Here is a 24,307-nt window from a genome sequence, read left to right as displayed (position 1 = left end):
TGAAATGGAGGCAAAATTGACGCAAAAGATATGGTTCGACCCCGCTCTTTGCCTGATTGATGGACGCTGGGTGCCCGCGTCCTCGGGTGAATCCCTGCCGCTCATCAACCCCTCGGACGGGACCGAAATCTGCCAGATCGCACGTGGTTCAGAGACAGATGTCGATGCCGCAGTTCAAGCGGCTCAAGCCGCATTGCAGGGCGATTGGGGGCGTAAAACGGCGTTGGAGCGGGGGCGTATTCTGACGAGGTTGGGTCAGCTGGTGCTGGAACGGGTCGAGGATCTTGCGCAGCTTGAGGCAATGGATGTGGGTAAGCCGCTGACGCAAGCCCGTGCCGATGCTGTTGCGCTGGCCCGGTATTGCGAATTCTATGGCGGTGCAGCGGATAAGGTGATGGGAGAGACCATCCCCTATCTTGATGGCTACACCGTTTATACGCTGCGAGAACCGCATGGGGTGACGGGCCATATCGTGCCGTGGAACTACCCGATGCAGATCATTGGGCGTTCGGTCGGGGCGGCGCTGGCCATGGGCAATGCTTGCGTTCTGAAACCCGCAGAGGAAGCTTGTTTAACGGCACTGGCTTTTGCTCTTCTGGCGCAGCAGTCGGGCTTGCCTGCCGGTGCTTTGAACGTCGTACCCGGTCTGGGGGCTGAGGCGGGCGCGGCGCTGTCCGCACATCCGGGGGTGAACCATATTTCGTTTACCGGCTCGGTGGCCACGGGAGCCCTGGTGCAACAGGCAGCTGGCCGCAATGTGGTGCCTGTAACGCTGGAACTGGGCGGAAAATCCCCGCAACTGGTCTTTGACGATGCCGATCTGGACGCGGCGCTGCCGTTTTTGGTGAATGCTGGCATACAGAACGCAGGCCAGACGTGTTCAGCCTCGTCCCGCATTCTGGTTCAGCGCGGCGTGTACGATCAAGTCAAGTCCCGTATGTCTGAAGCCTATGAACAGCTGACCGTCGGACCTGCAATGCAGGATTTGCGCGTGGGGCCCTTGATCTCGGACCGGCAGAAACAGATCGCCAGTAGTTTTCTGGGCAAAGGCACGGATCTTACCATCGCGGCACAGGGGCAGATTGTCAGTGACGCGCCTGAAACCGGCGCTTACGTTCGGCCCACCTTGTTTGCAGATGTATCGCCCGATCACGTGCTGGCACGGGATGAGATTTTTGGCCCGGTTCAGGTTTTGATCCCGTTTGACACCGAAGAACAGGCTCTAACAATCGCTAACAGTACGGAATACGGCCTGGTTGCCAGCATCTGGACGCGTGACGGGGCCCGGCAGATGCGACTGGCGAAAGGGCTGCATTCGGGGCAGGTGTTTATCAACAACTACGGTGCCGGGGGCGGAGTTGAATTGCCCTTTGGCGGTGTTGGCAAATCCGGTCACGGTCGCGAAAAAGGGTTCGAGGCTTTGTACGGGTTCTCACAACTGAAGACGGTTGCCGCCTATCACGGTTAGACAACAACCTCGATCGCTTCTTGCGCGCCGACCCCGAAAACACGCTTGTACCGCTTGATCTGGTCTTGTGGTCCCATCGCCTTTTCCGGGTTGTCCGACAGCTTCACCGTCGGGCGACCGTTGGCAGAAACCGCTTTGCAGACCAATGAGAACGGGGCCAGTGCGTCATTGGGCACAAGTCCGCGAAAATCGTTGGTCAGCAAAGTGCCCCAGCCAAAAGAAATATTGGCACGACCGGCGAATTGGGAGTGCAATTCCTGAATTTTCTCGACATCCAGACCATCTGAGAAAATGATCCGCTTTTGCGTCGGATCTTCACCGCGCGACTTCCACCACTCGATCGCCACTTCGGCCCCTGCCGCCGGGTCGCCGCTGTCGATGCGAATACCGGTCCATCCGGCCAACCAGTCGGGGGCGTTGTCCAGAAAACCTTTGGTACCGTAAGTGTCGGGCAAGATGATACGCAGGTTGCCGTCATGCTCATCATGCCAGTCGCTTAGGACGTCGTAAGGGGCTTGCGCCAATTCTGCGTCGGTGTCGGCCAGCGCTGAATAGACCATGGGTAATTCATGCGCGTTGGTGCCTATGGCCTCAACTTCGCGCCGCATGGCGATCAGGCAATTTGACGTCCCGGTAAACGACGGACCCAATCCTTCGATCATGGCTTGCACGCACCAATCCTGCCACAGGAAGGAATGCCGCCGCCGCGTGCCGAAGTCCGCGATGCTCAGACCGCCAACCGAGCTCAGCTTTTCGATCTTTTCCCACACGCGGGTCATCGCGCGGGCATAAAGCACCTGCAGCTCGAACCGTCGCATATCATTGAGAACGGCGCGCGATCGCAGTTCCATCAACACCGCCAGCGCAGGGATTTCCCACAGCATGACCTCATGCCATTTGCCTTCGAACGTTAGTTCATACTGATCGCCCTTCCGTTCCAGATGGTAGGGCGGCAGGCGCATATTCTCGAACCATTCCATGAAATCCGAGCGGAACATCTGTCGTTTTCCATAGAACATATTGCCCCGAAGCCAGGTGCTTTCGCCCCGGCTCAGGCTAAGTGAGCAGATGTGATCCAGCTGTTCCCGCAGTTCTCCTTCGTCGATCAATTTCGCCAAAGGCACGTGATTCGACCGGTTTATCAGGGAAAAAGCCACAGTTGTTTGGGGCTTGTTTCGAAACACTGACTGACACATCAGCAGTTTGTAGAAGTCCGTATCGATCAAAGACCGGACAATAGGGTCAATCTGCCATTTGTGATTGTATACACGGGTCGCAATGTCGACCATGGGGAACTCCTGCAATTTCCGTAGTTAGATCAATCGACAACGGGAATGGCAAGAGTCGCTGATTTGGTGACAATGCCAGTATGACGTCACATTACCGGCATATTGTGCATTGTTTTCACCAGTTAGTGAGAAGAGGGGATGGAAATACGGAACTGAGTTTGTGAATGGGTCTCGAGTACGATTTTGATATTGTTAAAGCTGCACTAGACGATTTTGACTCTGAAAAGCCGGGGGCTCAGAGGGATGGGGGCCGTCAGGTGCATGCAGTTTTCCGCGACATTAGAACTGCGGATGCTTTGCGGGGAACTTCGCCGAAAATCCGCAAGATGTTCCTGGACGCCGGGTTCAGCCTTGAGTCGCGCAACAGCGGCATCGTGCCGGGGGTTTTCCCTGCCGAGGATCAAGCCGACCGGGTGCGGGTTCTGAGGTCACTGTTTGCCAATATAAAGACGCATGGGGTTCGCGGGGAATATTGCGGCGAATTCGACCTGATGGATTTCCTGACCTACGTGCGTGTTGCGCAGCCGATGGCAGGGATCGTGCGTGCGCGTCAGGTGCGTACGCCACCGCCAAAACCGGTGCAGCCTAGCAACGACCGGCGAACAGTACCTGGCCGCATCGGGTTGGCTTTGGGGTTGGCAGTCGTTTTGTTTGTGATTCTTAAGCTTCTGGCAGCCGCCGGGACGACCCCTTAAATCAGGGTAACTCCGGCGTCGCGCATGGCCTGTTCCGCTGCGGCCAGCGACCCCTCCATATCAATGGCGCGGCAGGCGTCCATGCGAACAGTGACATCAAACCCCAACCGTGCGGCATCCACGGCCGAGTAATGAACGCAGAAATCAGTGGCCAAACCAACCAGCGTCAAGCGGTCGATACCTCGTGTTTCCAGATACCCTTTCAACCCTGTGGGCGTTTTGTGATCATTCTCAAAGAATGCAGAGTAGCTGTCGATGGCACCGCGAAACCCTTTACGGAGGATCAGATCGCCATTGACGCGGAGACCAGAGTGAAAAGCGGCCCCCTGCGATCCTTGAACACAGTGGTCGGGCCAGAGAACCTGAGGGCCGTAGGGCATCTCGATCAAATCAAACGGGTTTTTACCCTCATGTGAACTGGCGAATGAGGAATGTCCTGCAGGATGCCAGTCTTGTGTCAGGATCACAGCGTCAAAATCGTCCATCATTGCGTTGATGGGGGCCACGATTTCATCCCCCCCTGCCACCGCCAAAGCACCGCCGGGGCAGAAATCGTTCTGAACATCTATGACGAGCAGGGCATGGGTCATTGCGGCCTCCTTTGATTGTCTTATCGGTAGGGGGCGGGGCGTCAGGCGTCAATGCACTCCCTTGCGGCTTCGGGTCTACGAAGGTAAATCGCGCCTATGTATACCATCGCTGCCCTGTATCATTTCACACGTTTCCCGGATCCCGCCGCGTTGCGCGACCCGCTGCTGGACCTTTGCCGCGCCCAATCAGTCACCGGCACATTGCTGCTGGCGCATGAAGGGGTCAACGGCACTATCGCAGGTCCGCGTGCTGGGATTGATGCGGTTCTGGAATATATTCGCGCCTTGCCCGGTTGCGCGGATCTTGAGTGGAAAGAGGCGACCTCGGATCATCCGCCATTTGGCAAGATGAAGGTGCGGCTGAAGAAAGAGATCGTGACTATGGGGCAGCCGGATGTCGACCCGCGTGCCCGCGTTGGCAACTATGTCGAGCCGGAGGAGTGGAACGACCTTATTCGTTCGGACGATGTTGTGGTCATCGACACGCGCAACGACTACGAAGTGGCAATAGGCACGTTTGAAGGCGCAATAGACCCTGAAACGGCCAGTTTCCGCGATTTTCCGGCGTGGTGGGAAGAAAACAAGGACCGTTTTCACAACAAACGCGTCGCCATGTTCTGTACCGGCGGTATCCGCTGCGAAAAATCCACCAATTATCTGCTGGGGCAGGGGGTTGAGGATGTCTATCACCTCAAAGGGGGCATCCTGCGGTATCTGGAAGAGACGCCCGCTGAAGACAGCACCTGGCAGGGTGAGTGTTTTGTGTTCGACAATCGCGTATCCGTTGGCCACGGCCTTGTAGAAGGGCCACACATGCTTTGCCACGGTTGCCGCCGACCGATCTTGCCTGAGGACATGAAATGCCCGGAGTACGAACATGGCGTGTCCTGCCACCAATGTATCGATGAGACGTCCGAGGCCGATAAAATGCGCTTTCGCGAGCGGCAAAAGCAGATCCTGCTGGCGCGCGAACGGGGTGAGACGCATTTGCGGCAGGATTGAATTCGGGTTGCAGGCCATTGCTTTAGGTCGGATGATCACCTGGAAATCAGCTTGAAGGGGCACTCATGCGCCGCAAACCCACAACACTGGAAGAGTGGAAGTCGACCTTTTTGGCTGCGTTGGGTTTGGTTCTGGCAAGCTTTCTTGCCTGGTATGGCCTTTCACGCCTGAGCGAAACGACCGCAGGTGACACGATCGGCACAATCGCTTCGGTTGGTCTGTTGATCTGGCTGGTGTCGCAGTCCTGGTACTACATGACCCAGGTAAAATCGCCGCGCAGGCTTTTGTTCCTAATGGGGGTGTCGTTCATACAGGTGGTCCCATTCCTGTTCGCTGCGGTATATGGCGCGTTTGGATATAACGATCATTGTGTCGTCGGCGCGCAGGGTCCGGGTGACATTCTGTATTTTTCCTATGTGACCTTCACAACGGTTGGATATGGCGACATGTCTCCAACCGGCCTGTGTCGCGGGCTTGCCGTGTCCGAGGCTGTGACAGGATATATCCTGTTGGGTATGTTCGTTGCAGCGGCGGTCGCGCTTTATGCGCGCAATCACAGCCATGAAGACCCTAAATAGGCTCTATTTGTTGTGATCGATCCAGCGCGACATCATTTTCTTGTCGCGAAAACACTCGGACGGGATAGGGCGGCGTTTGCTGCGTGAAATCCGCTCGGCAAAGGCGACTTGCTTGCCTGTTGGGTAGTTGTCGAATTGCGACGTGCTGCGCGGTTTGTGCGTTGAAATCCAATCCGAAAGCAGCTTTCGGTCACGTTGTGCCTCGACCGGTATCTCCAATGCCGATTTTTCGGCAATTGCGCGGGCATAGCGCATCTGTCGGTCCGTCACCGGAAGCAGATGATAGTCGTTGCTGGGCCCGTTTAGGGCAGATTGGCGCGTGTGCTGGGCCATCGGTTTATCCTCTGACTATGTAGAACATAAATAGAACATTAACCGAAAATTTCAAGGTTTGGGGGCTTCGGTTGGCATGATCCTGCCGTCCGAATGAATTTATTGACTGGTCAATCAATAATCTTTAGGGCCGATTTCAACGAACCAATTGTCCCGTTCAGACGGGTGAATAGAAGAGGACTTGGTATGAAGTTTCAGCCCAAAGCCAGCCATTTCATTGATGGCGCGTATATCGAAGATACAGATGGTGCCGCCATCGACGTGATTTACCCGGCCACTGGAGAGGTGATCGCGCGATTGCATTCGGCAACACCGGCGATTGTTGAACAGGCTCTGAACAGTGCCAAAAGCGCACAAACATCCTGGGCGGCGATGTCGGGAACCGAGCGGGGCCGGGTGTTGCGCCGAGCGGCTGACATCATGCGCGAACGCAATTACGACCTTTCCGTTCTGGAAACCCATGACACTGGGAAGCCGATCCAGGAAACCACCGCGGCGGATGCCACTTCGGGCGCGGACGCGCTGGAATACTTTGGTGGATTGGCCGGCAGTTTAACCGGCGAACACATTCCTCTGGGCGGCGGCGATTTTGTCTATACGATCCGCGAGGCTCTGGGCGTTTGCGTCGGGATTGGGGCATGGAACTATCCGACCCAAATCGCCTGCTGGAAAGGGGCCCCGGCGCTGGCCTGCGGCAATTCCATGGTATTCAAGCCATCCGAGACCACGCCCCTTTCGGCGTTGAAAGTCGCAGAAATCCTCATCGAGGCCGGCGCGCCAAAAGGCGTTTACAACGTGATCCAGGGATATGGGGATGTGGGCGCTTCGCTGGTCACTGATCCGCGCGTGGCCAAGGTTTCGCTGACCGGCTCTGTTCCGACGGGCCGCAAGGTCTATGCCGCAGCAGCCGAGGGCATGAAACACGTCACCATGGAATTGGGCGGTAAATCCCCGATGATCGTGTTTGATGACGCCGATATCGAAAACGCGGTTTCGGGTGCGATCCTGGGCAACTTCTATTCCTCGGGTCAGGTCTGCTCCAACGGCACCCGCGTGTTTGTGCAAAAGGGTATCAAAGAGGCCTTCCTCAAACGTCTCTCCGAACGTTTGGCCAACGCCAAAATCGGCGATCCGATGGATGAGGATGTCAGCTTTGGTCCGATGGTCAGCGAAAATCAGATGAATATCGCGCTGGGCTATATCGAAAAAGGCAAGGCCGAGGGTGCGCGTCTGGTTTATGGCGGAGCGCGGCTTGATGGCGACGGGTTCTACATGCAACCCACAGTTTTTGCCGACGTGACCGACGACATGACAATCGCGCGCGAAGAAATCTTTGGTCCGGTCATGTCGGTGCTGGATTTTGACACCGAAGCCGAGGTCATGGCCCGCGCCAACGACACTGAATTCGGTCTGGCCGCTGGTGTCTTCACCAGCGATCTGACACGCGCCCACCGCGTTGTGGCGGGGTTTGAGGCAGGTACCTGCTACATAAACACCTACAACCTTGCTCCGGTCGAAGCCCCGTTTGGCGGATCGAAAATGTCCGGCGTGGGGCGCGAGAACTCGAAACTGGCGATCAACCACTTCAGCGAGATGAAAACCGTCTACGTCTCAATGAACGACGTCGAGGCACCCTACTGATAAACGATGGTTCGGCTATAGACCCGTTTTCTGCGCCCGGCACAAATGTCGGGCGCAGAGCATATCAACAGGGCTGCAATCCGTTTTTTTGGATTGCTGATACTTGCGAAACCTACCTCGGCGAGGACGAAGCCTTGAATGGCTATCGAGGGGTTCATCCCACGACGTAGTATTCCCGCATTGTGAAAACTTGTTGACCGCGGCACGCGAGAAGCGCGTGTCACTCTCTATTGATCGAATTGAACATCTCAGCGATCTGCTGTCGGGTCGTTTCACTGTTTTCAAGCAGATCCTGTGCGTCTTTCAATGGTTTTTCCAATTGCCTTTCAGGGGGAGCAATCAAGGACTGAGTGGTCCGGTTTAGAATCGCGTATTTCCCATCCGTAGGATCAACCGTGTCTCCTGGCAAACCTGCCAACCAGAAAAGCCGGTTTGCTGCCTCGTCTTGCTCCAAACTCTGCAGGACCTCAGCTGCGCCCGTAAAGTCCTGCGCTACTTCCATGGCCTGTGCTCGCAACGCCCGCGCTTTGTCCGAGTCGTCCTTAGCCAATTCAAGCAGCGCTTTGTGGGGGCGTTCCGAAAGCATGGCTGCCCTGGCTCGCAAACGGGCCCTTTCAGCCCGACGGGTTTGATCTTCGGTTCTGTTTGACAGAGCAAACGCCTGATCCGCGAACCCGAGCGTGGCGAGCCGATCAGCCAATGCGATTGCGGCGTCTGTGGTCAGGGGTGGCGTTTTTTCCTTCTGCAGGATGTGAAATGTTTGCTGTAAGAAGGTCACGTCATCGGACCGCTCTGCCAACAGGTGCAGATGCCGATTGAACGCGCGGTCCCTGTCCTGCCCGTTTTCCAGCGCCAGAATGATATTGAATGCAGGATCAAAGTCCTGACTAAGGCTCAGCGCAATCGCATGGGTGCGGGCCCTCATAGGGCCCAGATCCGAGCGCCGATACTCAACCGAAAAAGACGCAGCCAACTCAAGCTCTTGCGTGGAAACGGTTTTGCGCTCGGTCCAGCGCTTTTCTACCAAACGGGCCAAGGCCACCGGTGCTTCAGGCGTTGCTTCGGTTGCCGTAACAACCTCGGTCAGCAACTTTTCTTCACGGGCTCCGTTGCCTTCGGCTGCGGCAATCATGGCCTTGGCGCGCGTCGTGCTGGGCGACACGCTTTCTTCAATACGCTTGACTGAACGTATCACTCTGCGCGCGGCTTCCAATTGGTTTCCTTCGACGAGAATTTGTGAAAGCTGCATACCAAACCTGCGGCGGAGATGATCCGGCAATCCTGCATATGCTTGCTCGATTGCTTCGACATCGGCATCGGCAGCTAACGCATTGTCAGAAAGGACAGCCCAAAGCGCTGCATCGCTGTCGCAACGTTGCAAACCACTGAACGGACTGGTGTTTTGCACCGCCGTTTCGTCTACGATCCGCGCAATCGCCTTGATGCGATCCGCTTCATCAGACACTAACTCGGTCAATTCTAAAACGGCCAAAGCCTCGGCCCCAAAGCCGTGGTATGCATACAGCTTAGCCAGTTTCAGAGCGCTGTCTTCGTCGAGCGTGTCAAACTCATGATAAAGCGCTGTACGCAGAACAGATACCTGCGTGGCGAATGGGTCCGCTGTGGACCAACTTGAGAAACCCAATTCGGACGTCGAGATGCAGGCTTTTTGAAGGTCGAGTTGCAGAACCTCGGAATTCAACACATCCTGCAGATCGTCCAGCACAGTCGTCAGGCGTATATTCGCACTCAAGCCGCTCAACAGTGGATCTTCATTGGATGTGATAGAACTGCGCGGTCCAACCGGGGCCAGATGCAGATCAAGCAGCTTACGGTCAGCGCCCTGCAAAAACCGAGTCGACAGTTGGTCTTTTAACCCACGCTCAAGAAGCGGCAGGTCAAGCCCTGACATTTGCGCGTTTGTATCCGAAGCAGTTGTTGCATTAACGGGCCGTTGTTGCATCGGCGGTGGAATATCAGCCAGCAACGGCGGCAGGAACTCTCCCGGCGTGATGTCGAGAACGATCATCGACCCTCGGTACAGAAAAGCCGAAGCCACGCATTCGCAGCCGAACTCAAGGTCCAAAGCGTCCCCGGGTTGAGCCTGTGACAGCGATTCAAGACGGTTCGTCGTCAATCTGCTGAAAACCGATCCTGTTCGAAAGGTCACGCCGCCCAAGTCCACCGTCAATCGCGCGCCGTCTCTGCGCTGGGCCAATCTCCATTCTGTGTTCGGCGGCACTTTAAACACCAAACGCGTATAGCCGTCATGCTCACCTGACCGAACTGCCACGTCTTGCGCCGTGGCTGAGGTGGCCGCTGCGACAACAGCCGATATCAACAGTCCGAGATGTTTCATGCGGCCGCCTGCTTTAGGTCCTTCAACGCTTCTTCAAGTTCGGTAAAGCCGGGGCGGTTGTGCGTGGGTGTATTCTGACGGCCGACCTCGATACACATGGCAGCATTGTGGTTGTGCAGGTTTGCGACCAAAACTTCCTTGATAAGTTGATAGAAGTGATTGTCTTACTCGACCACGGATTTCAATTTCCCGGCAAAGGGGCCCACCAGACCATACGCCAGGAAAACCCCAAGGAACGTGCCTACCAAAGCACCGCCGATCAGCTTGCCCAGCACCTCGGGAGGTTGATCGATCGAGCCCATGGTCTTGATGACCCCCAAAACCGCTGCCACGATTCCAAGCGCGGGCAAGCCGTCGGCCACTGTCTGTAAGGCATGGCTCGAGTGCATCGCGTGATGAAAATTCGCCTCCATCCGCTTTTCCAGCACCTCTTCCACTTGGTGGGGATCATCATAATTCATCGCGGCAGACCGCATCGTGTCACAGATCAGATCAACCGCTTCCTTGTCGGCTTGAATCTTGGGGTAGGCAGAAAACAGGCTGGAGTTTTCCGGATCTTCGATATGTTGTTCAACCTCAACCGGATTGGCGCGCGCAATACGGATCAGCGAAAACAAAAGGCAGAGAAGGTCGCGATAGTCTTCGGGTTTCCATTTCGGACCTTTGAAGACCTTGCCCATATCCTTGACCGTGTGTTTCACACCGCCCATGTCATTGCTGATCAGAAAAGCGCCAACTGCTGCACCGCCGATCATCATCATTTCGAACGGCAGAGATTTCAGAATGATGGTCATCTTGCCGCCAGCAGCAAGGTAGCCGCCGAAAACCATCACAAAAATGACGACAATTCCTACAATTCCAATCATTTGAAATCTCCGGTTAGAGGGTGCGCTAGACGGGGTGACACAGGTAACTATTCCAGTGGGGCTGAGGCGTTGCGCCCGGCCATGACCACGCTGATCGTATAGGCCGCCTCAGGACTGAGACCCGCCAGAATCCCAGCCGCAGAGTCGGGCGGCATACGGGACAGGAATCCAGCTGCAAAAGTTGGCTCCATGGTTTCAAATAACGCGGCGGCATCTTTGGGTTTCATGGTCTGATAAACACCTGTCAGACGGGTCAGATCTTTCTCGGCGGCGTTGTCGGCAACGGCCAGAGTAGCGCGCAAAGACTGCTCTGCCTCTTCAAGCGCAACCAAACGCGTCTCAATCGCTTGACCGGCGATCTCCAGCGCCTTTTCCTGTTCACGAAGCATGTCTTCACGTTGCTTGACCCGTTCTTCTCGCTTTAGAAGTTCATTCAAGAGCGCCTGAATATCGCGTGCCTTTGGTGCTGTGGGTTTGGATTCTGCAAACTCAGATTCTGTCGGCTTCGCAAGGGCTGGTCCCGCCTCTAACCCGATACGAATAACGGCAGAGCCGAGCATCAGTAAGGCAATGACGGTTAGGACGCCGGCTCGCGGGCGGCCGTCTTGTCGGGAGGCGCGGCGACGGCTCATGCCTGGGCTCCGTCCTGATTGCGGTCATGGCGGAAAAACATCAGCCCATCGGGGGCTTTGTTTTGCTGTTCCTTCCCTTCAGGCGCAGCGGACTCGGCGGGGTCTGCGGAGATTTCTTGCTCAATATCGCATGGCTCTTTTGGTTGGGTTGCATCAGAAACCGGCTCTTCCGTTGCATCCGGCTTAGGTGCCTCTTCGGGGACAATGTCATGCATTGACGCCATCATGAGTTCCAGCCGCTGAGCGACGGTTTCAGCCCGTTGTGTCAGCGCCCCAAGCTGTTCACCGGACTGATCAGATGCGTCACGTGCGTTATCCAGAGATTTCTTCAGCTCTTCCGCTTGTGTTGATAGCACGGCCACGGCGCCACCAACGCCTTTCTCAAGGTCGGTAAACCGCTTAAGGCGGCGCGATAGAACAAAACAGTACAGACCCGCACCCAGCGCGCCAGCGACCAGCAAAATATCCGCAATCAGCTCCAATTTCGCCTCCTAATTCAGTACAAATTCCATGACCAGCACGTCGCGAACGCGACCGTCGCCTACAACAATTTCAACGCGCCGTAGCAAGTGGCCACGGATGCGCATCAGCGCCAGCGGATCTTCAAGATCGTGCAACTCCACTGCCCGCAGATATCCGTTCAGAACATCCATGATCCGCGGCAGCATTTTTTTGACGTCAGCCACATACGGGGCGTTCACTTCGAGCTGCGCGTGAAATTTCAGATGCCGAGAACTGCCCGAATTCACAGATACGATCACGGGTGGCAGATCTACGAACCCGACATCTGCCAATGCTCTGGCTGGCGTGTCCTTTTCGACGTCCTGACTTGATTCTTTTGCGGCTTTACCGCCGAACGGAATCAGCCCTGAAGAGGTCAGGAAATACCCGCCAGCAGCCCCGGCAATCGCCAGAATCACCCCGATGAGTATTGCTTTTTTTCCCTTTTTGTCAGGGGCTTCTGCCTGTTCAGCCGTTGCGTCGGTCATGACGTCCTCATTCATCCGTTCTGTCGTTTCATAACCGGTCAGGGACTAACCGATTGTTAAGGGCAATCGTCCAAACAAGAGATGCGCCGGGCAGAATGTCGGCGAGTCGGAGGTGAGCGTGCAGCAGATCGGAACTGTCTGGGCAAGTTTGGACAGGCGTAAACAAATTTTCGTTGCTGGTGCGGTTGCGCTGGTGTTTTTGGGAATTCTGGGAATGTCCCGCCTTGTAACGGCGCCGTCCATGACGCTGCTGTATGCAGGCCTGGAAAGCGGCGCGGCGGGGGATATCGTGCGTGCCCTGGATCAGCGCGGTGTCATCTATGAGATTCGCGGTGGATCAATCTATGTCCCCGGCGCGCAGCGGGATGAGTTGCGGATGACCCTGGCCAGCGAAGGTCTGCCAGCGAATGGCAACCGGGGGTATGAACTGCTGGATTCGCTGAGTGGGTTTGGCACCACCTCGCAGATGTTCGATGCAGCATACTGGCGCGCAAAAGAAGGTGAGCTGGCGCGCACAATAGTCGGCAGCCGGCACGTCAGCCAGGCACGTGTGCACATCGCCAACGGATCGGCGAACCCATTCCAGCGCAGTGTATCACCTACGGCTTCCGTCTATCTGGTGCCTTCTGGCGCCGACATCACCAGCGACCAGGCCAAGGCCATCCGGTTCCTGATTGCCTCAGCCGTGAGCGGGCTTGCGCCCGAGAACGTGACCGTGATCGACTCGAACGGGGCCGTGATCGGTGGGCAGGACACAGCTGTTGCCGCTGATACAGCGGAAGACAAATCGCGCCAGCTGCGTGAACGTGTTCTGCGTTTGGTCGAAGCGCGCGTTGGAACCGGAAATGCGGTGGTCGAGGTCAGCGTGGACACTGAGACCAAGACCGAATCCATCCGCGAGCGTCGCTTTGATCCCAAGAGCCGTGTGGCGATCAGCACGGATGTAGAAGAACGCTCGGACAGTGCCCGCAATCAGTCTTCCGATGTCACCGTGGCATCGAATCTGCCCGATGGAGATGGGGCTGGCGGGGATGAGTCAAACTCCACCGCCACCCAAACGCGTGAGCGTGTGAACTATGAGGTCTCTGAGACAGAGCTTGAAGTGCACACCGCGCCCGGTGCGATCAAACGACTGACGGTTGCTGTGTTGGTGAACGGGACCCGGACTGTGGATGCCTCGGGCGTGGAATCATTTGCACCGCTGCCACAGGCAGAGCTGGACGCGCTTCAGGAACTGGTGGCTTCGGCCGTGGGTTTCGATGCCGCGCGCGGGGACGTGATAACTCTGAAGTCTCTGGATTTACCGATAGTAGAGCCGCAAGGCACCTTGGCGTCGTCTTCAATGTGGCAAAAGATTCATCTGGATGCCATGTCCCTGATCCAGATGACGGTTTTGGCTGTTGTCTCGTTGGTGCTTGCGCTGTTCGTCATCCGACCGATCCTTATGAAGCCTGCAATGACGACGGCCCTGTTGCCCGCCGCTGACGAAGCAAGTGAAGGCGCTTCGGTTCTGACTGGTGAAATTGCAACGGGCGAGGGTGCTGATTTCGCACCTTTGCCGCCACAGGGGGGCGTTCCTGTTCTGAGCGATAGCGCCACTGAAGATCCGGTCGCGCGATTGCGGACAATGATCGGCGACAAGCAAGAAGAAACAGTCGAGATTCTGCGCAGTTGGCTTGAAGAAGGCGAGGAGAGGGTGTGATGTCTATTGCCCATCTGCTTGAGGATTTCACCGCTCAGACCAGCACCGGCAACGTTCTGCTGCTGGATGAGGAAACGCTGGAAGAACAAAGGCTCGCATCTTTCGAAGAAGGCTACGGGGCTGGTTGTGAAGACGCCTCTCAGGCTCAAGAGCAAAACCGTGGGAAGGTTTCGGCCGAGCTTGCGCAGTCGCTGTAGGACATGTCTTTCACCTGTCACGAGGCAATGATGCGGATGACCATGTCTTTGGAGCCGATGTTTGAAAGTCTGGTCCAAAAGGTTTTGCCCCAGATGGTTGAACAAGGGCTGGCCGCACGTCTTGTTGAACAATTGTCCGAGATGGCACGGTCGCAGATCGAGCAGCCGATGCAGATCATGGTGCCGACCGGATGCGCTGAAGATGTTAAGGCGCTGTTGCTCTCGGGCACGCATCGCGAACCGAATGTCATCGAAGATCCTTCGCTCGAGGCCGGGCAAGCCCGCCTGCAGGTCGGAACCAACCGGCGCGAAGTGGATTGCAGCGCTTTGCTGACCACCGTCGCACAGATTTTTGACGCTTATGTTTTTGAGGCAAGAGAGGCTTTGTCCAATGAATGACACTCAAATCCCGCAAACAGAAAAACCAAACCCGTTTGAATCTGTCCCGATCGAGGTGACAGTCTCGGTTGGTCGTGCCCGTCCGCTAATCAGGGATCTGTTGAACATGGGCGAGAACGCGGTTTTGACGCTGGACAAACGGATCGAAGATCCGGTCGACCTTTACGTCGGGGACCAGCTGGTTGCGCGTGGTTTGCTGGAAGAGATGGAGGGCGACCAGGCCGGACAATTGGCTGTGCGCCTGACCGAGATTGCCGACCTTCAAAACGGGATCGGTTGATGCGCTTTGCGATCTGGCTGGCTCTGGCTATTGTGCTGACCCCATCGCTCGCTGCAGCGCAGGATGTGACTTTGTCCCTTGGCGAGGGCGGGTCGATATCGGCCCGGACCATCCAGTTGATCCTTTTGATCACGGTGTTGAGCATAGCGCCGGGCCTGGCTGTTATGATCACCTGTTTCCCGTTTCTGGTTACAGTGTTGTCGATCCTGCGACAGGGAATAGGCTTGCAGCAATCGCCGCCCAATATGCTGATTGTCAGTCTGGCGTTGTTTCTGACCTATTTCATCATGGACCCCGTGTTCACCGAAGCCTGGGAAAGTGGCATTCGCCCGATGATGGAGGAAACGATCGGGGTCGAGGCCGCGCTGGAACGGGCGCTGGGCCCCTTCCGCACTTTCATGGCAGCCCGCTTGGATGCGGATACTTTTTTTGCCATGGCTGCCCTACGTCCCGGTGGAGATGAGATTGAACTGTCAGCGCAAGCGCCGCTATCCGTCCTGATGCCGTCTTTCATGCTGTCCGAAATCGCGCGGGCTTTTCAGATTGGCTTTCTGATTTTCCTGCCGTTTCTGATCATCGATCTAGTTGTTGCAGCGGTGTTGATGTCGATGGGTATGATGATGGTCCCTCCGGCAATCGTATCCTTGCCATTCAAACTGGCGTTCTTTGTCATAGCAGACGGCTGGGCGTTGATTGCAGACGCTTTGGTGCGCAGCTATGCGCCCTGAAATCGAAAAAAGGGTCAGAAGAACCTGACCCTTTCGTATGCTCTGGCAAGATCTTCGAGCTGGCGCGTGACCACGCCCGGCCGCAAGGTCAGCCTGTTTTGTTCAGATCTCTGATCAGTTGATCCAGATTGCCTTTCCGGGCATCCAGCATAGCGCCGATTTCGGTGCGTTCGGTCAGCAGAAGGTTCACGCCTTCGATGAACATATTATAGAACTTGTCCCGGCCCGACTTGTCGGAAACCAGAAAGGTCACGTCAAAGGGGGCCGAGCCGCGCAGTTTGACCAGCGTCCGAACTTCGTACCCGGCCTTGATTTTCCGGGCATTGCGCACATCGACCTCGCCGCCAATGAACTCTCGGAACCGGCGGCCATATTTACGCGAGATATAGCCCTGGAACGCTTTGGTGAACTTTTTCAATTGGGCCGGGCTGGCCGTTCGGGCATCAGCACCCAGCGCGTAACGCGCCATGATGGGAACATCGCCATATTGAACAAATATCTTTTCGAAGTCGCGCAGCATTGCTTTTTCAGACTTGCCTGAATCGATCACCCGATTGATGTCGGCAACCACGCTGTTGACCAGCGCTTTTGCTGCGGCTTCGGTCTGTGCCAAGGCTGGCATCGGCAGCAGGGCCAATGCAAGGCCCGAGGCGATGAAGTGGCGGCGGTTCAACTCGTTATTCGGCATAGGGGTCCTCGTAGGGGTCTAAAAAGGGGTCCCTGACCGGGTCTGTCCCGGTTTCGGCATAGGGGTCAGAATATAGATCCAGATAGGCGTCTTCGTCATCTCTTGCCAGTTCAAAGCGGCGATTTTGCAGAAAGATCAGGCGTGCCTGCGCGTAACTGTCTGCACTTTCATAAAGAATCGAATCGACTGTATCCGAGAACCGGCCGCGATCTCCCATGCGGCGGACGATCTCGGCGTATACGCCAATGTTGTCGACGGGTCGCACCGGAGAAAAATTGATTGGGTTTGAGAACAAGTTGATCACAACCCCGATCGCATCCCGTTGGGTCGATGGGCCGTAGAAGGGAAGCTCAATATATGCGCCTTCGCCCACACCCCACACATGCAGCGTCTCGCCGAAATCGGTATCCACTGGTGGCAGGTTCAATTCATCCGCCGGTGCGGAAAGACCAAAGCCACCCACAGTCATGTTGATCACGAAGCGCAGCAACGCGTTGCCCATCTGTTTCGGATTGCCCTGCAACAGGTAATCAACGGCCTGCCCTGGCAGCGAGATGTTTTCGGCGAAGGTGCTGAAACTGGTCACCATCGGGTCAGGAACGATCTTCACATAGCCTTTCGAAGCAGGGCGGAACAAGAATCGGTCCACACCAAGGTTGAACTTGTGGATCGCCCGGTTGTTGTTCTCATACGGATCAAAAACGTCGCTACGCGAGGCCCCCTCGGGCGGGGTCGTAGCGCAAGCAGACAGAATGGCCATGCATGACAGGACAATAAAATGTTTCAGGCGCAATCTGCTTGGCACGGTTTGCTTCTCCCAAAATGGTCCGACACATGGTCCGCCGGACGTTCAATCAAAATCCACGTGCTGGGGTGGCACAAGTTCTGTCACTAGTCGTTTCGGGTCTTAAATGAAACACCTTGCGTGTAACCTGTCATTTGGGGGCGGGTAAAGTGACCAAGGATCAACAGCTCGTAATAAGTAAAGAAACGCTCAGATCGCTGGCAGACAGGACATTGCCGGTTTTCGACTTTCCCAAACCAAGCTTCCCGGTTAGCGTCCGGCAGAGTCGAATTTAGGGAAGGACCCTCTCAATGAGCATCGCCGCAAAACTGGAAACCCTGGGTGTTACACTGGATGAAGCGCCTGCACCCGCTGCCAACTATGTGCCATTCGTGCGCATGGGCAACATCGTTTATGTGTCGGGCCAGATTTCGAAAACCGATGAACTGATCACCGGTAAACTGGGGGATGACATGGATGTCGAAGCCGGAGCCGCAGCGGCACGGGTTTGCGCGATCAATCTGTTGGCACAGGTCAAAGCAGCCTGTGGCGGCGACATCGAAAAGCTGGTGCGCGTGATCAAATTGACCGGGTTTGTTAACTCGACGGCGGATTTCACGCAGCAGCCGCAAGTGATCAACGGCGCGTCCGATTTCCTTGTCGAGGCGCTGGGCGATGCCGGTCGCCATTCGCGCTCTGCCGTCAGTGCCGCGTCACTGCCGTTGGGCGTCGCGGTTGAGATCGAAGGGATTTTCGAAGTCCAATGACACCCACATTGCCGTCAGAGTTTCTTCAACGCCCGATTGCGCATCGGGCGTTGCATGACATTTCCGACAACCGCCCTGAGAACAGCCGCGCCGCCATTCAGGCTGCAATTGACGCCGGATATGGGATCGAGATTGACCTGCAACTGACTGCAGATGGTCAGGTGATGGTCTTTCACGACTATGACCTCAAGCGTCTGACCGGGCAGACCGGCGCGATTCAGCAGATCACCGGGGCAGAGGCGTCGGCGGTTCCGTTGCTGCATTCCGACGGTGAAGGTATCCCGTCGCTGAAAGAAGTACTGGATATTGTCGCCGGTCAGGTGCCGTTGCTTGTTGAGTTCAAAGATCAGGACGGAGCCATGGGCACCGGCATCGGTCCGCTGGAGCAAGAGGCCCTGCGTATTCTGTCGGGCTATGAAGGCCCGCTGGCGCTGATGTCGTTCAACCCGAACTCGACCGCTGAACTGGCGCGCCTGGCCCCGCATTTGCCATGCGGGATCGTAACATGCGCCTTTGAGTCGGAGGATTGGCCGTTGTCTCAAACCGTCCGCGAACACCTGCGCGACATTCCGGATTTTGAGCGGAGCAACGCCAGCTTCATCAGTCACGAGGCTGCCGACCTGACGCGCCCCCGCGTGGCCGAGTTGAAGGCGCGCGGCGTGCCGATCCTTTGCTGGACCATCCGGTCGCCTGAACAAGAGGCAGAGGCCCGTGAAGTTGCCGACAATGTGACATTCGAAGGGTATCTGGCTGCGCATTCAGCTTGAACCCACTCTGACCTGTCACAGATAATGGACAGGCACGGAGGACATATGGATCAGGCACAGATCGAAATTCAGGTACTAGGCACCTTGTCGCAGATTTCTGCGGCAGAGTGGGATGCCTGCGCCTGCCCCGAGGCCGCTAACGGCGGGCGGCCTCTTGATCCCTTTACGACCCATCGGTTTCTGCTGGCGCTGGAAGAAAGCGGGTCGGTCGGGCGCGGCACAGGCTGGCAGCCCCAATATCTGACGGCTTATCTTGACGGGATGCTGATTGCAGCGGCCCCAATGTACGCCAAATCGCACAGTCAGGGCGAATATATCTTCGATCACAGCTGGGCCCATGCCTATGAAAGCGCAGGTGGGCGATATTACCCCAAGCTGCAGATTTCGGTGCCGTTCACCCCTGCAACCGGACGACGTTTTCTGGTGCGCCCGGGTTACGAGAGGATCGGCATGTCAGCCCTTGTGCAAGGCGCAGTGCAACTGGCGGCAGACAATCAGGTCTCATCGGTGCACGCGACCTTTTGTACTGAAGACGAAGCGCTGGCCGGGGAACAGATGGGCCTGATGTTGCGCATCTCGCAGCAGTTTCACTGGTTAAATGAAGGCTATTCTGATTTCGGCGCTTTCCTGATTGCCCTGTCATCACGCAAACGCAAGAATATCCGCAAGGAACGGGCGCAGGCCAATGACTTTGGCGGTGACATCCGCACCCTGACCGGCGACGCGTTGCGCCCGGAACATTGGGATGCATTTTGGCGGTTCTATCAGGATACCGGTGCGCGCAAATGGGGCTCGCCCTATCTGACGCGTCAATTCTTTGATATTGCGCAGGAAACCATGGCAGACGACATGGCCTTGGTGCTGGCGGAACGAGATGGCTATGCCATCGCGGGTGCGTTGAACTTCATAGGTAGTGAAACGCTTTTTGGGCGGTATTGGGGCTGCGTTGAACACCATGCCTGCCTGCATTTCGAATTGTGCTATTATAGGGCGATAGACTTTGCCATTGCCCATGGTCTGGCCCGGGTCGAGGCGGGCGCTCAGGGTGAACACAAACTTGCGCGAGGCTATTTGCCAACGCGCACGCATAGCTTGCACTGGGTCGGCGATCCGGGTTTTGCTGATGCCGTCAAAAAATATCTGGACGCCGAAGGCCGTGCAGTGGGAGAAGAGATCGAGATTCTAACGGACTACGGCCCGTTCAGGAAATCGAACCCGGAGGAACAGCAATGACCGAACTCTTGTCGACCGAAACCCGTGGCCCGCTGCTGGATCCGCTGTTCAAGAACGGCTGGACGATGGTCGAAGACCGAGACGCGATCACCAAAACGTTCATCTTCGACAATTTCGTTTCTGCCTTTGGTTGGATGACCCAAGTAGCGATTTGGTCTGAGAAATGGAACCACCACCCGGAATGGTCAAACGTGTACCGCACGGTTGAAGTCGTTCTATCCACCCATGACGTGGGCGGGCTGTCCTCGTTGGATGCCAAGCTGGCACGCAAGATGGACAGTCTTTGCTAGCGATCGTTGCCTGAGCCCTGGCCACCGGCGAGGGACGCGGCAGTGCCCATCTGTCGGAACTCGGCAGGTGTCACAGTCCCGTCGCTGACGTCAATGGATCTTGGGATACCCGTTGTCTTGTTTCCAATCTGGCGCACGCTGCGCGCGGCGGGGTTAATGTCGAGACAACGGTTTTCATAACAGGTCAGCCCGGATAGATTGATTTGAATGCGGGCCTGACCGTCCGGCCCCGTCACAACCGGGGCCTGCGGAACGTCACACGCTGCGACCAACGCCAATACACCCAAACCAATCCATTTGTTCATCTCAAACTCCTGTCCGTGGCAGGCCTAGTCCAGCTGGCCATTGCCATCCTTGTCCGCAGCGTTGAAATCCTCACCCATCTGAGCATCATATTCCGCTCTTGAGATAAAGCTGTCCTTGTTGCGGTCAACATCCTGAAACTGCTTGATGTCTAAAAACGGCTTTGCCTCGTCCAGCCCCAAAGTGCCATTCTTGTCTTCATCCATGGTCTGGAATGCGTAATCCGAGAATGCGTTGAACTCATCCTTGGACAAGAAGCCATCATTGTTCGCGTCAATGGCGTTCAGCTCTTTTTCATGCAATTCAGCAACGGTTTCCGCTGTTGCTGCAGATGCCAGAATAAAGGCTGCGGTTATGAAAATTGCTCGTGTCATGTCCATCCCCTCAGCATGCAAATCTTTGACCTTCAAATCCGCCAGCAGCAGCGCCTGCCGCGGTCAGTATCGTCTTGCCCGACCCACCGCCGAACTGGTTGCCGATGGCGCCACCGATCAACGCGCCGCCCAATGTGCCGCCCAGGCACGCGATCTCGTGCTGGCGCGCGGCTTGTTGTTGTGGGGTAGGGGCCGGTCCGCAGGCCGAGATCAGGGCTGCACCGGTCAGAATGAGTGATAATGTCTTAAGTTTCATAAAGAACTCCACGTATGCGTAGGCCAAGTATTTGCGCAATGGAGCAAGGCTTCAAGTTAATTTGGGGTGCAAAGGCCCCGGATACCCGGGGCCGATGTTGTTCAAATGGCCTCTAACAAGCCCTCACCGGCAGAGATCTCACAAGCGCCTGGATTTTCTTCCAAATTCAAGGCTGTGACTTTGCCGTCTTCAACCAACATGGCATAGCGCTTGGATCGTGCAATCAGACCGACAGGCGGGGCGTCAAAATCCATGCCAATGGCTTTGGTGAATTCCGATGTCGCATCGGCCAACATGGTCAATCCGGCCTCGGACGCGCCTGTCGCTTCGCCCCAGGCTTTCATGACAAACGGATCGTTGACTGAAATGCAGATGATTTCATCCACGCCTTTGGCGTCGAACTGATCTTTCGTCCGCATGAAGCTGGGCACATGCGCCGAATGGCAAGTCGGCGTAAACGCACCCGGAACGGCGAAGATCACCACTTTGCGGCCCTTGGTCTTTTCTGAAATCCGAACCTCTTCCGGCCCCTCCGCGCCCATCTGGGTCAGTGTCGCTTCGGGAAGGGCGTCTCCTGTTGAAATCATTTTTCAGCTCCTGTTGTTTGGATTTGCAGAATTGGGCTTAGCCGCAATATAGGTGGTCCAAACACGGAGACCACGGGAAAACTGCAGGGTGGGCAAAACATGAGCCAAATTGTCGTGATCGGTGCCGGTCAGGCGGGGGCATCTTTGGTGGCGCGGTTGCGCAAGGATGGGTTCGACGGGGACATCACTCTTATCGGGGCTGAACCGCATTTGCCCTATCAGCGCCCGCCTTTGTCCAAGGCATACCTTCTGGGCGAGATGGAGCTGGAGCGCCTGTTCCTGCGACCCGAGAGTTTCTATGCCGAGAACAACATCACCCTTCGTCTGGGTCAGCACGTCACGGGCATCGATCGGCAAGCCAAGACTGTGACGTTGGGGGACGAGGTCATTTCCTACGACGAACTGGCGCTGACCACCGGGTCCGATCCGCGCCGTCTGCCCGCGGCTATTGGTGGCGACCTGGAAGGTGTGCATGTGGTGCGTGATCTGGCGCATATCGACGATATGGAGCCCAAGGTCACTGAAGGTGCCCGTGCGCTGATCGTGGGCGGTGGCTATATCGGGCTCGAGGCCGCAGCCGTCTGCGCCAAGCGCGGCGTCAAGGTGACTCTGGTCGAGATGGCCGACCGTATCCTGCAACGGGTCGCGGCACCCGAGACCAGCGACTATTTCCGCGCATTGCACAGTGACTACGGCGCTGACATTCGCGAAGGTGTTGGGTTGGATCGGTTGATTGGCGAAAACGGCAAGGTCACAGGCGCCCTTCTGACCGATGGAACCGAACTTGAGGTTGACTTTGTTGTAGTTGGTGTCGGCATCGCGCCCGCAACCCAATTGGCCGAGATGGCGGGGCTTGAGTTGGACAACGGCATCAAGACCGACGCCCATGGCCGCACTTCGGATCCGTCAATTTGGGCGGCAGGCGATTGTGCTTCGTTCCCGCACGGTGAAGGCCGGATCAGGCTAGAGAGTGTGCCCAACGCAATTGATCAGGCCGAGATCGTCGCGCAGAACATGCTGGGCGCTGCCAAGGACTACACCGCGACGCCGTGGTTCTGGTCGGACCAGTATGACGTCAAGCTACAGATCGCCGGTCTTAACACCGGATATGACCGCGTTGTGACCCGCAAGGGCGAAGGGCAGACCGTGTCCTTCTGGTACTACAAGGGCGATCAGTTGATAGCTGTGGATGCAATGAACGATCCCCGCGCGTATATGGTCGGCAAACGCTTGATCGACGCAGGCAAGACGGCCGATCCGGCCATCGTGGCGGATCCGGACGCGGACTTGAAGCCGCTGCTCAAAGCGTGAGGGTCATCGCCGGAGAGTTCCGGGGCCGCGCTTTGGCCTCGGTCGGCAAAGGGGATGCGGGGGCACGTCTGCGCCCCACCACTGACCGTGTGCGCGAAAGCCTGTTCAACGTCCTGACCCACCAGATCGACTTTGACGGTTTGCGGGTGCTGGATCTGTTTGCAGGTACCGGGGCGCTGGGGCTCGAGGCGCTGTCGCGTGGTGCGGCGCATGTCACCTTTGTTGATGACGGGCGCGTGGCGCAGGGATTGATCCGCAAGAATATCGACCTGACACGCAGCGCCGCGCGCACTGACTTGATCCGCCGTGACGCCACGCGGCTGGGAGACAATCCAAGCGTGCCTTATGATCTGATCTTTCTTGATCCCCCTTATGGAAAGGCCATGGGCCAGAAAGCTGTTACCGCTTTGGCAAACGGCTGGCTTGCCGAGGATGCACTCTTGGTTTGGGAAGAAAACACCCCGATGCAAGCACCCGCAGGGTTCAAGCTGCACGACAGTCGGAAATACGGCGACACGCATATCTCTTTGATGTGGAAAGACGAGTCGGATGCATGATCTGGTGATTTTCGATTGCGATGGCGTTCTGGTCGACAGCGAAGTGATCTCGAACCAGGTGCTGATGGGCAATCTGGCTGGTTATGGCCTGCACCTGACATTGCCTGAATGCATGTCGCTGTTTGTAGGCGGAACGATGGTTGGAGTACGCGACAAGGCACGCAGCATGGGTGCCGATCTACCCGAGGGCTGGGTGGATCAGATCTATGCTGAAACCTATGACCGCCTGCGCAAAGGGGTACCTTTGGTGCCTGGTGTTTCCGAATTGTTGGCGGCACTGGATCAAAACGGCATCCCGTTCTGCGTTGCGTCAAACGGCAGCCCGGACAAGATGAAGATCACTCTGGGTCAGAATGGGATTTGGGACCGGTTTAAGGACGTTATGTTCTCGGCTCATGTTCTGGGAACTGGCAAACCGGACCCAAAGATGTTCAAGCTGGCCGCTCAGCGCTTTGAAGCAAATTCCCCTGTGGTTATTGAAGACAGCCAGAATGGTGTAACAGCGGCCGTGCGGGCAGACATGCGCTGTTTGGCCTATGCCCCGCACGGAGGCGGCGACAGCTTGGCTGATCTGGGTGCCGAAGTCATCACGGATATGGCACAGGTGCACCGGCTTTTGGGACTCAGAGCCTGAATTGTGCT

Annotated in this window: 30 protein-coding genes and 1 pseudogene; 17 read left to right on the top strand and 14 right to left on the bottom strand. The window is 56.6% G+C overall.

Annotation, left to right across the window (positions count from 1 at the left end; translation table 11 throughout):
* The first annotated feature begins 16 nt into the window (after nt 1-16).
* A complete protein-coding gene (locus GS646_RS16185) occupies nt 17-1,468 on the top strand; it encodes an aldehyde dehydrogenase family protein (protein WP_253759609.1) in 1,452 nt (483 codons plus the stop codon).
* On the opposite strand, the gene pncB is transcribed toward GS646_RS16185, so the two are convergent.
* Nucleotides 1,465-2,757 carry a nicotinate phosphoribosyltransferase gene (gene pncB, locus GS646_RS16180; protein ID WP_171184395.1) on the bottom strand — a complete coding sequence of 431 codons (1,293 nt, stop codon included), beginning with the start codon at nt 2,755-2,757 and terminating at the stop codon, nt 1,465-1,467. The two genes, GS646_RS16185 and pncB, sit on opposite strands and share 4 nt — an antisense overlap.
* Nucleotides 2,758-2,921: 164 nt before the next feature.
* Here pncB and GS646_RS16175 point away from each other — a divergent pair, with 164 nt between their 5' ends.
* Complete coding sequence (locus GS646_RS16175; protein ID WP_171093151.1) at nt 2,922-3,452, top strand: hypothetical protein; 531 nt, start codon at nt 2,922-2,924, stop codon at nt 3,450-3,452.
* Here GS646_RS16175 and pncA read toward each other — a convergent pair.
* Nucleotides 3,449-4,042 (bottom strand): bifunctional nicotinamidase/pyrazinamidase, encoded by a 594-nt coding sequence (gene pncA, locus GS646_RS16170; protein ID WP_171184393.1) that lies wholly within the window; start codon nt 4,040-4,042, stop codon nt 3,449-3,451. The genes GS646_RS16175 and pncA overlap by 4 nt on opposite strands.
* 96 nt (nt 4,043-4,138) lie before the next feature.
* On the opposite strand from pncA, the gene GS646_RS16165 reads away from it, so the two are divergent.
* Both GS646_RS16165 and GS646_RS16160 read left to right on the top strand, forming a co-directional pair.
* On the top strand, nt 4,139-5,044 hold the full coding sequence (locus GS646_RS16165) for a rhodanese-related sulfurtransferase (protein WP_171648293.1): 906 nt from the start codon (nt 4,139-4,141) through the stop codon (nt 5,042-5,044).
* Nucleotides 5,045-5,109: 65 nt separating this feature from the next.
* A complete protein-coding gene (locus GS646_RS16160) occupies nt 5,110-5,622 on the top strand; it encodes a potassium channel family protein (protein WP_171184389.1) in 513 nt (170 codons plus the stop codon).
* Between the two features lie 3 nt (nt 5,623-5,625).
* Here the strand turns inward: GS646_RS16160 and GS646_RS16155 are convergent, their stop codons facing one another.
* Nucleotides 5,626-5,955 carry a hypothetical protein gene (locus GS646_RS16155; protein ID WP_171093159.1) on the bottom strand — a complete coding sequence of 110 codons (330 nt, stop codon included), beginning with the start codon at nt 5,953-5,955 and terminating at the stop codon, nt 5,626-5,628.
* 186 nt (nt 5,956-6,141) lie between these two features.
* Here GS646_RS16155 and betB point away from each other — a divergent pair, with 186 nt between their 5' ends.
* Entirely contained in the window at nt 6,142-7,596 is a 1,455-nt protein-coding gene (betB, locus tag GS646_RS16150; protein ID WP_171648295.1) for a betaine-aldehyde dehydrogenase, read from the top strand.
* Nucleotides 7,597-7,816: 220 nt separating this feature from the next.
* On the opposite strand, the gene GS646_RS16145 is transcribed toward betB, so the two are convergent.
* The 5 genes and pseudogenes from GS646_RS16145 to fliL all read right to left on the bottom strand — a co-directional run bounded on the left by GS646_RS16145 (nt 7,817) and on the right by fliL (nt 12,442).
* The gene (locus tag GS646_RS16145) at nt 7,817-9,955 is read right to left on the bottom strand and encodes a hypothetical protein (RefSeq protein WP_171648297.1); all 2,139 of its coding nucleotides are present in this window, start codon (nt 9,953-9,955) and stop codon (nt 7,817-7,819) included.
* A pseudogene (motA, locus tag GS646_RS16140) lies at nt 9,952-10,821 on the bottom strand (flagellar motor stator protein MotA). Before motA ends, GS646_RS16145 begins: the two are co-directional and overlap by 4 nt.
* Nucleotides 10,822-10,868: 47 nt before the next feature.
* Nucleotides 10,869-11,453 carry a MotE family protein gene (locus GS646_RS16135; protein WP_171648299.1) on the bottom strand — a complete coding sequence of 195 codons (585 nt, stop codon included), beginning with the start codon at nt 11,451-11,453 and terminating at the stop codon, nt 10,869-10,871.
* On the bottom strand, nt 11,450-11,935 hold the full coding sequence (locus GS646_RS16130; protein ID WP_171184380.1) for a DUF6468 domain-containing protein: 486 nt from the start codon (nt 11,933-11,935) through the stop codon (nt 11,450-11,452). The genes GS646_RS16135 and GS646_RS16130 overlap by 4 nt, the downstream gene beginning before the upstream one ends.
* Nucleotides 11,936-11,944: 9 nt before the next feature.
* Nucleotides 11,945-12,442, bottom strand: coding sequence for a flagellar basal body-associated protein FliL (gene fliL / locus GS646_RS16125; RefSeq protein WP_171184378.1), 498 nt, complete (start codon nt 12,440-12,442; stop codon nt 11,945-11,947).
* Between the two features lie 118 nt (nt 12,443-12,560).
* Between fliL and fliF the strand changes: the two genes are divergently transcribed.
* Genes fliF through fliP form a run of 5 tightly spaced genes read left to right on the top strand, consistent with a single transcriptional unit; the run spans nt 12,561 to nt 15,748 of the window.
* Entirely contained in the window at nt 12,561-14,144 is a 1,584-nt protein-coding gene (gene fliF / locus GS646_RS16120; RefSeq protein ID WP_171184376.1) for a flagellar basal-body MS-ring/collar protein FliF, read from the top strand.
* Nucleotides 14,144-14,341: a hypothetical protein gene (locus GS646_RS22960; protein WP_253746726.1), complete on the top strand. Its 198-nt coding sequence runs from the start codon at nt 14,144-14,146 to the stop codon at nt 14,339-14,341. Before fliF ends, GS646_RS22960 begins: the two co-directional genes overlap by 1 nt.
* Before the next feature lie 3 nt (nt 14,342-14,344).
* The gene (locus tag GS646_RS16115; protein WP_253746728.1) at nt 14,345-14,740 is read left to right on the top strand and encodes a hypothetical protein; all 396 of its coding nucleotides are present in this window, start codon (nt 14,345-14,347) and stop codon (nt 14,738-14,740) included.
* Nucleotides 14,733-15,020: a FliM/FliN family flagellar motor C-terminal domain-containing protein gene (locus GS646_RS16110; protein WP_171093175.1), complete on the top strand. Its 288-nt coding sequence runs from the start codon at nt 14,733-14,735 to the stop codon at nt 15,018-15,020. The genes GS646_RS16115 and GS646_RS16110 overlap by 8 nt, the downstream gene beginning before the upstream one ends.
* Nucleotides 15,020-15,748, top strand: a complete 729-nt coding sequence (fliP, locus tag GS646_RS16105) for a flagellar type III secretion system pore protein FliP (protein WP_171184374.1) — start codon at nt 15,020-15,022, stop codon at nt 15,746-15,748. The genes GS646_RS16110 and fliP overlap by 1 nt, the downstream gene beginning before the upstream one ends.
* 88 nt (nt 15,749-15,836) lie before the next feature.
* Here fliP and GS646_RS16100 read toward each other — a convergent pair whose 3' ends face one another.
* Nucleotides 15,837-16,436 carry a phospholipid-binding protein MlaC gene (locus tag GS646_RS16100; RefSeq protein WP_171184372.1) on the bottom strand — a complete coding sequence of 200 codons (600 nt, stop codon included), beginning with the start codon at nt 16,434-16,436 and terminating at the stop codon, nt 15,837-15,839.
* On the bottom strand, nt 16,426-17,241 hold the full coding sequence (locus GS646_RS16095) for a VacJ family lipoprotein (RefSeq protein WP_371732097.1): 816 nt from the start codon (nt 17,239-17,241) through the stop codon (nt 16,426-16,428). Before GS646_RS16095 ends, GS646_RS16100 begins: the two co-directional genes overlap by 11 nt.
* A 290-nt stretch (nt 17,242-17,531) precedes the next feature.
* On the opposite strand from GS646_RS16095, the gene GS646_RS16090 reads away from it, so the two are divergent.
* The 4 genes from GS646_RS16090 to GS646_RS16075 are packed head-to-tail and all read left to right on the top strand — an operon-like array spanning nt 17,532 to nt 20,277.
* Nucleotides 17,532-17,987: a RidA family protein gene (locus GS646_RS16090; protein WP_171184370.1), complete on the top strand. Its 456-nt coding sequence runs from the start codon at nt 17,532-17,534 to the stop codon at nt 17,985-17,987.
* Nucleotides 17,984-18,754 (top strand): glycerophosphodiester phosphodiesterase family protein, encoded by a 771-nt coding sequence (locus GS646_RS16085; protein ID WP_171093183.1) that lies wholly within the window; start codon nt 17,984-17,986, stop codon nt 18,752-18,754. The genes GS646_RS16090 and GS646_RS16085 overlap by 4 nt, the downstream gene beginning before the upstream one ends.
* 45 nt (nt 18,755-18,799) lie before the next feature.
* Nucleotides 18,800-19,987: a GNAT family N-acetyltransferase gene (locus GS646_RS16080; RefSeq protein ID WP_171648300.1), complete on the top strand. Its 1,188-nt coding sequence runs from the start codon at nt 18,800-18,802 to the stop codon at nt 19,985-19,987.
* On the top strand, nt 19,984-20,277 hold the full coding sequence (locus GS646_RS16075; protein ID WP_171184366.1) for a 4a-hydroxytetrahydrobiopterin dehydratase: 294 nt from the start codon (nt 19,984-19,986) through the stop codon (nt 20,275-20,277). Before GS646_RS16080 ends, GS646_RS16075 begins: the two co-directional genes overlap by 4 nt.
* Here GS646_RS16075 and GS646_RS16070 read toward each other — a convergent pair.
* From GS646_RS16070 to GS646_RS16055, 4 genes are all read right to left on the bottom strand, one after another.
* Complete coding sequence (locus tag GS646_RS16070) at nt 20,274-20,582, bottom strand: hypothetical protein (RefSeq protein ID WP_171093188.1); 309 nt, start codon at nt 20,580-20,582, stop codon at nt 20,274-20,276. The genes GS646_RS16075 and GS646_RS16070 overlap by 4 nt on opposite strands.
* Nucleotides 20,583-20,606: 24 nt before the next feature.
* Nucleotides 20,607-20,954: a hypothetical protein gene (locus tag GS646_RS16065; RefSeq protein ID WP_171093191.1), complete on the bottom strand. Its 348-nt coding sequence runs from the start codon at nt 20,952-20,954 to the stop codon at nt 20,607-20,609.
* A gap of 10 nt (nt 20,955-20,964) precedes the next feature.
* Entirely contained in the window at nt 20,965-21,210 is a 246-nt protein-coding gene (locus GS646_RS16060) for a glycine zipper 2TM domain-containing protein (protein ID WP_171093193.1), read from the bottom strand.
* A gap of 101 nt (nt 21,211-21,311) precedes the next feature.
* The gene (locus tag GS646_RS16055; protein ID WP_171184365.1) at nt 21,312-21,797 is read right to left on the bottom strand and encodes a peroxiredoxin; all 486 of its coding nucleotides are present in this window, start codon (nt 21,795-21,797) and stop codon (nt 21,312-21,314) included.
* Nucleotides 21,798-21,896: 99 nt separating this feature from the next.
* Between GS646_RS16055 and GS646_RS22955 the strand changes: the two genes are divergently transcribed.
* Genes GS646_RS22955 through GS646_RS16040 form a run of 3 tightly spaced genes read left to right on the top strand, consistent with a single transcriptional unit; the run spans nt 21,897 to nt 24,299 of the window.
* Nucleotides 21,897-23,108, top strand: coding sequence for an NAD(P)/FAD-dependent oxidoreductase (locus GS646_RS22955; protein WP_171184363.1), 1,212 nt, complete (start codon nt 21,897-21,899; stop codon nt 23,106-23,108).
* Nucleotides 23,105-23,665, top strand: coding sequence for a 16S rRNA (guanine(966)-N(2))-methyltransferase RsmD (rsmD, locus tag GS646_RS16045; protein WP_171184361.1), 561 nt, complete (start codon nt 23,105-23,107; stop codon nt 23,663-23,665). The genes GS646_RS22955 and rsmD overlap by 4 nt, the downstream gene beginning before the upstream one ends.
* On the top strand, nt 23,658-24,299 hold the full coding sequence (locus GS646_RS16040) for an HAD family phosphatase (RefSeq protein ID WP_171184359.1): 642 nt from the start codon (nt 23,658-23,660) through the stop codon (nt 24,297-24,299). Before rsmD ends, GS646_RS16040 begins: the two co-directional genes overlap by 8 nt.
* Nucleotides 24,300-24,307: the final 8 nt, after the last annotated feature.

It is taken from the genome of Ruegeria sp. HKCCD4315 (assembly GCF_013112245.1).
Lineage (GTDB): Bacteria > Pseudomonadota > Alphaproteobacteria > Rhodobacterales > Rhodobacteraceae > Ruegeria.
This window is presented reverse-complemented; position numbering and strand designations above follow the sequence as displayed.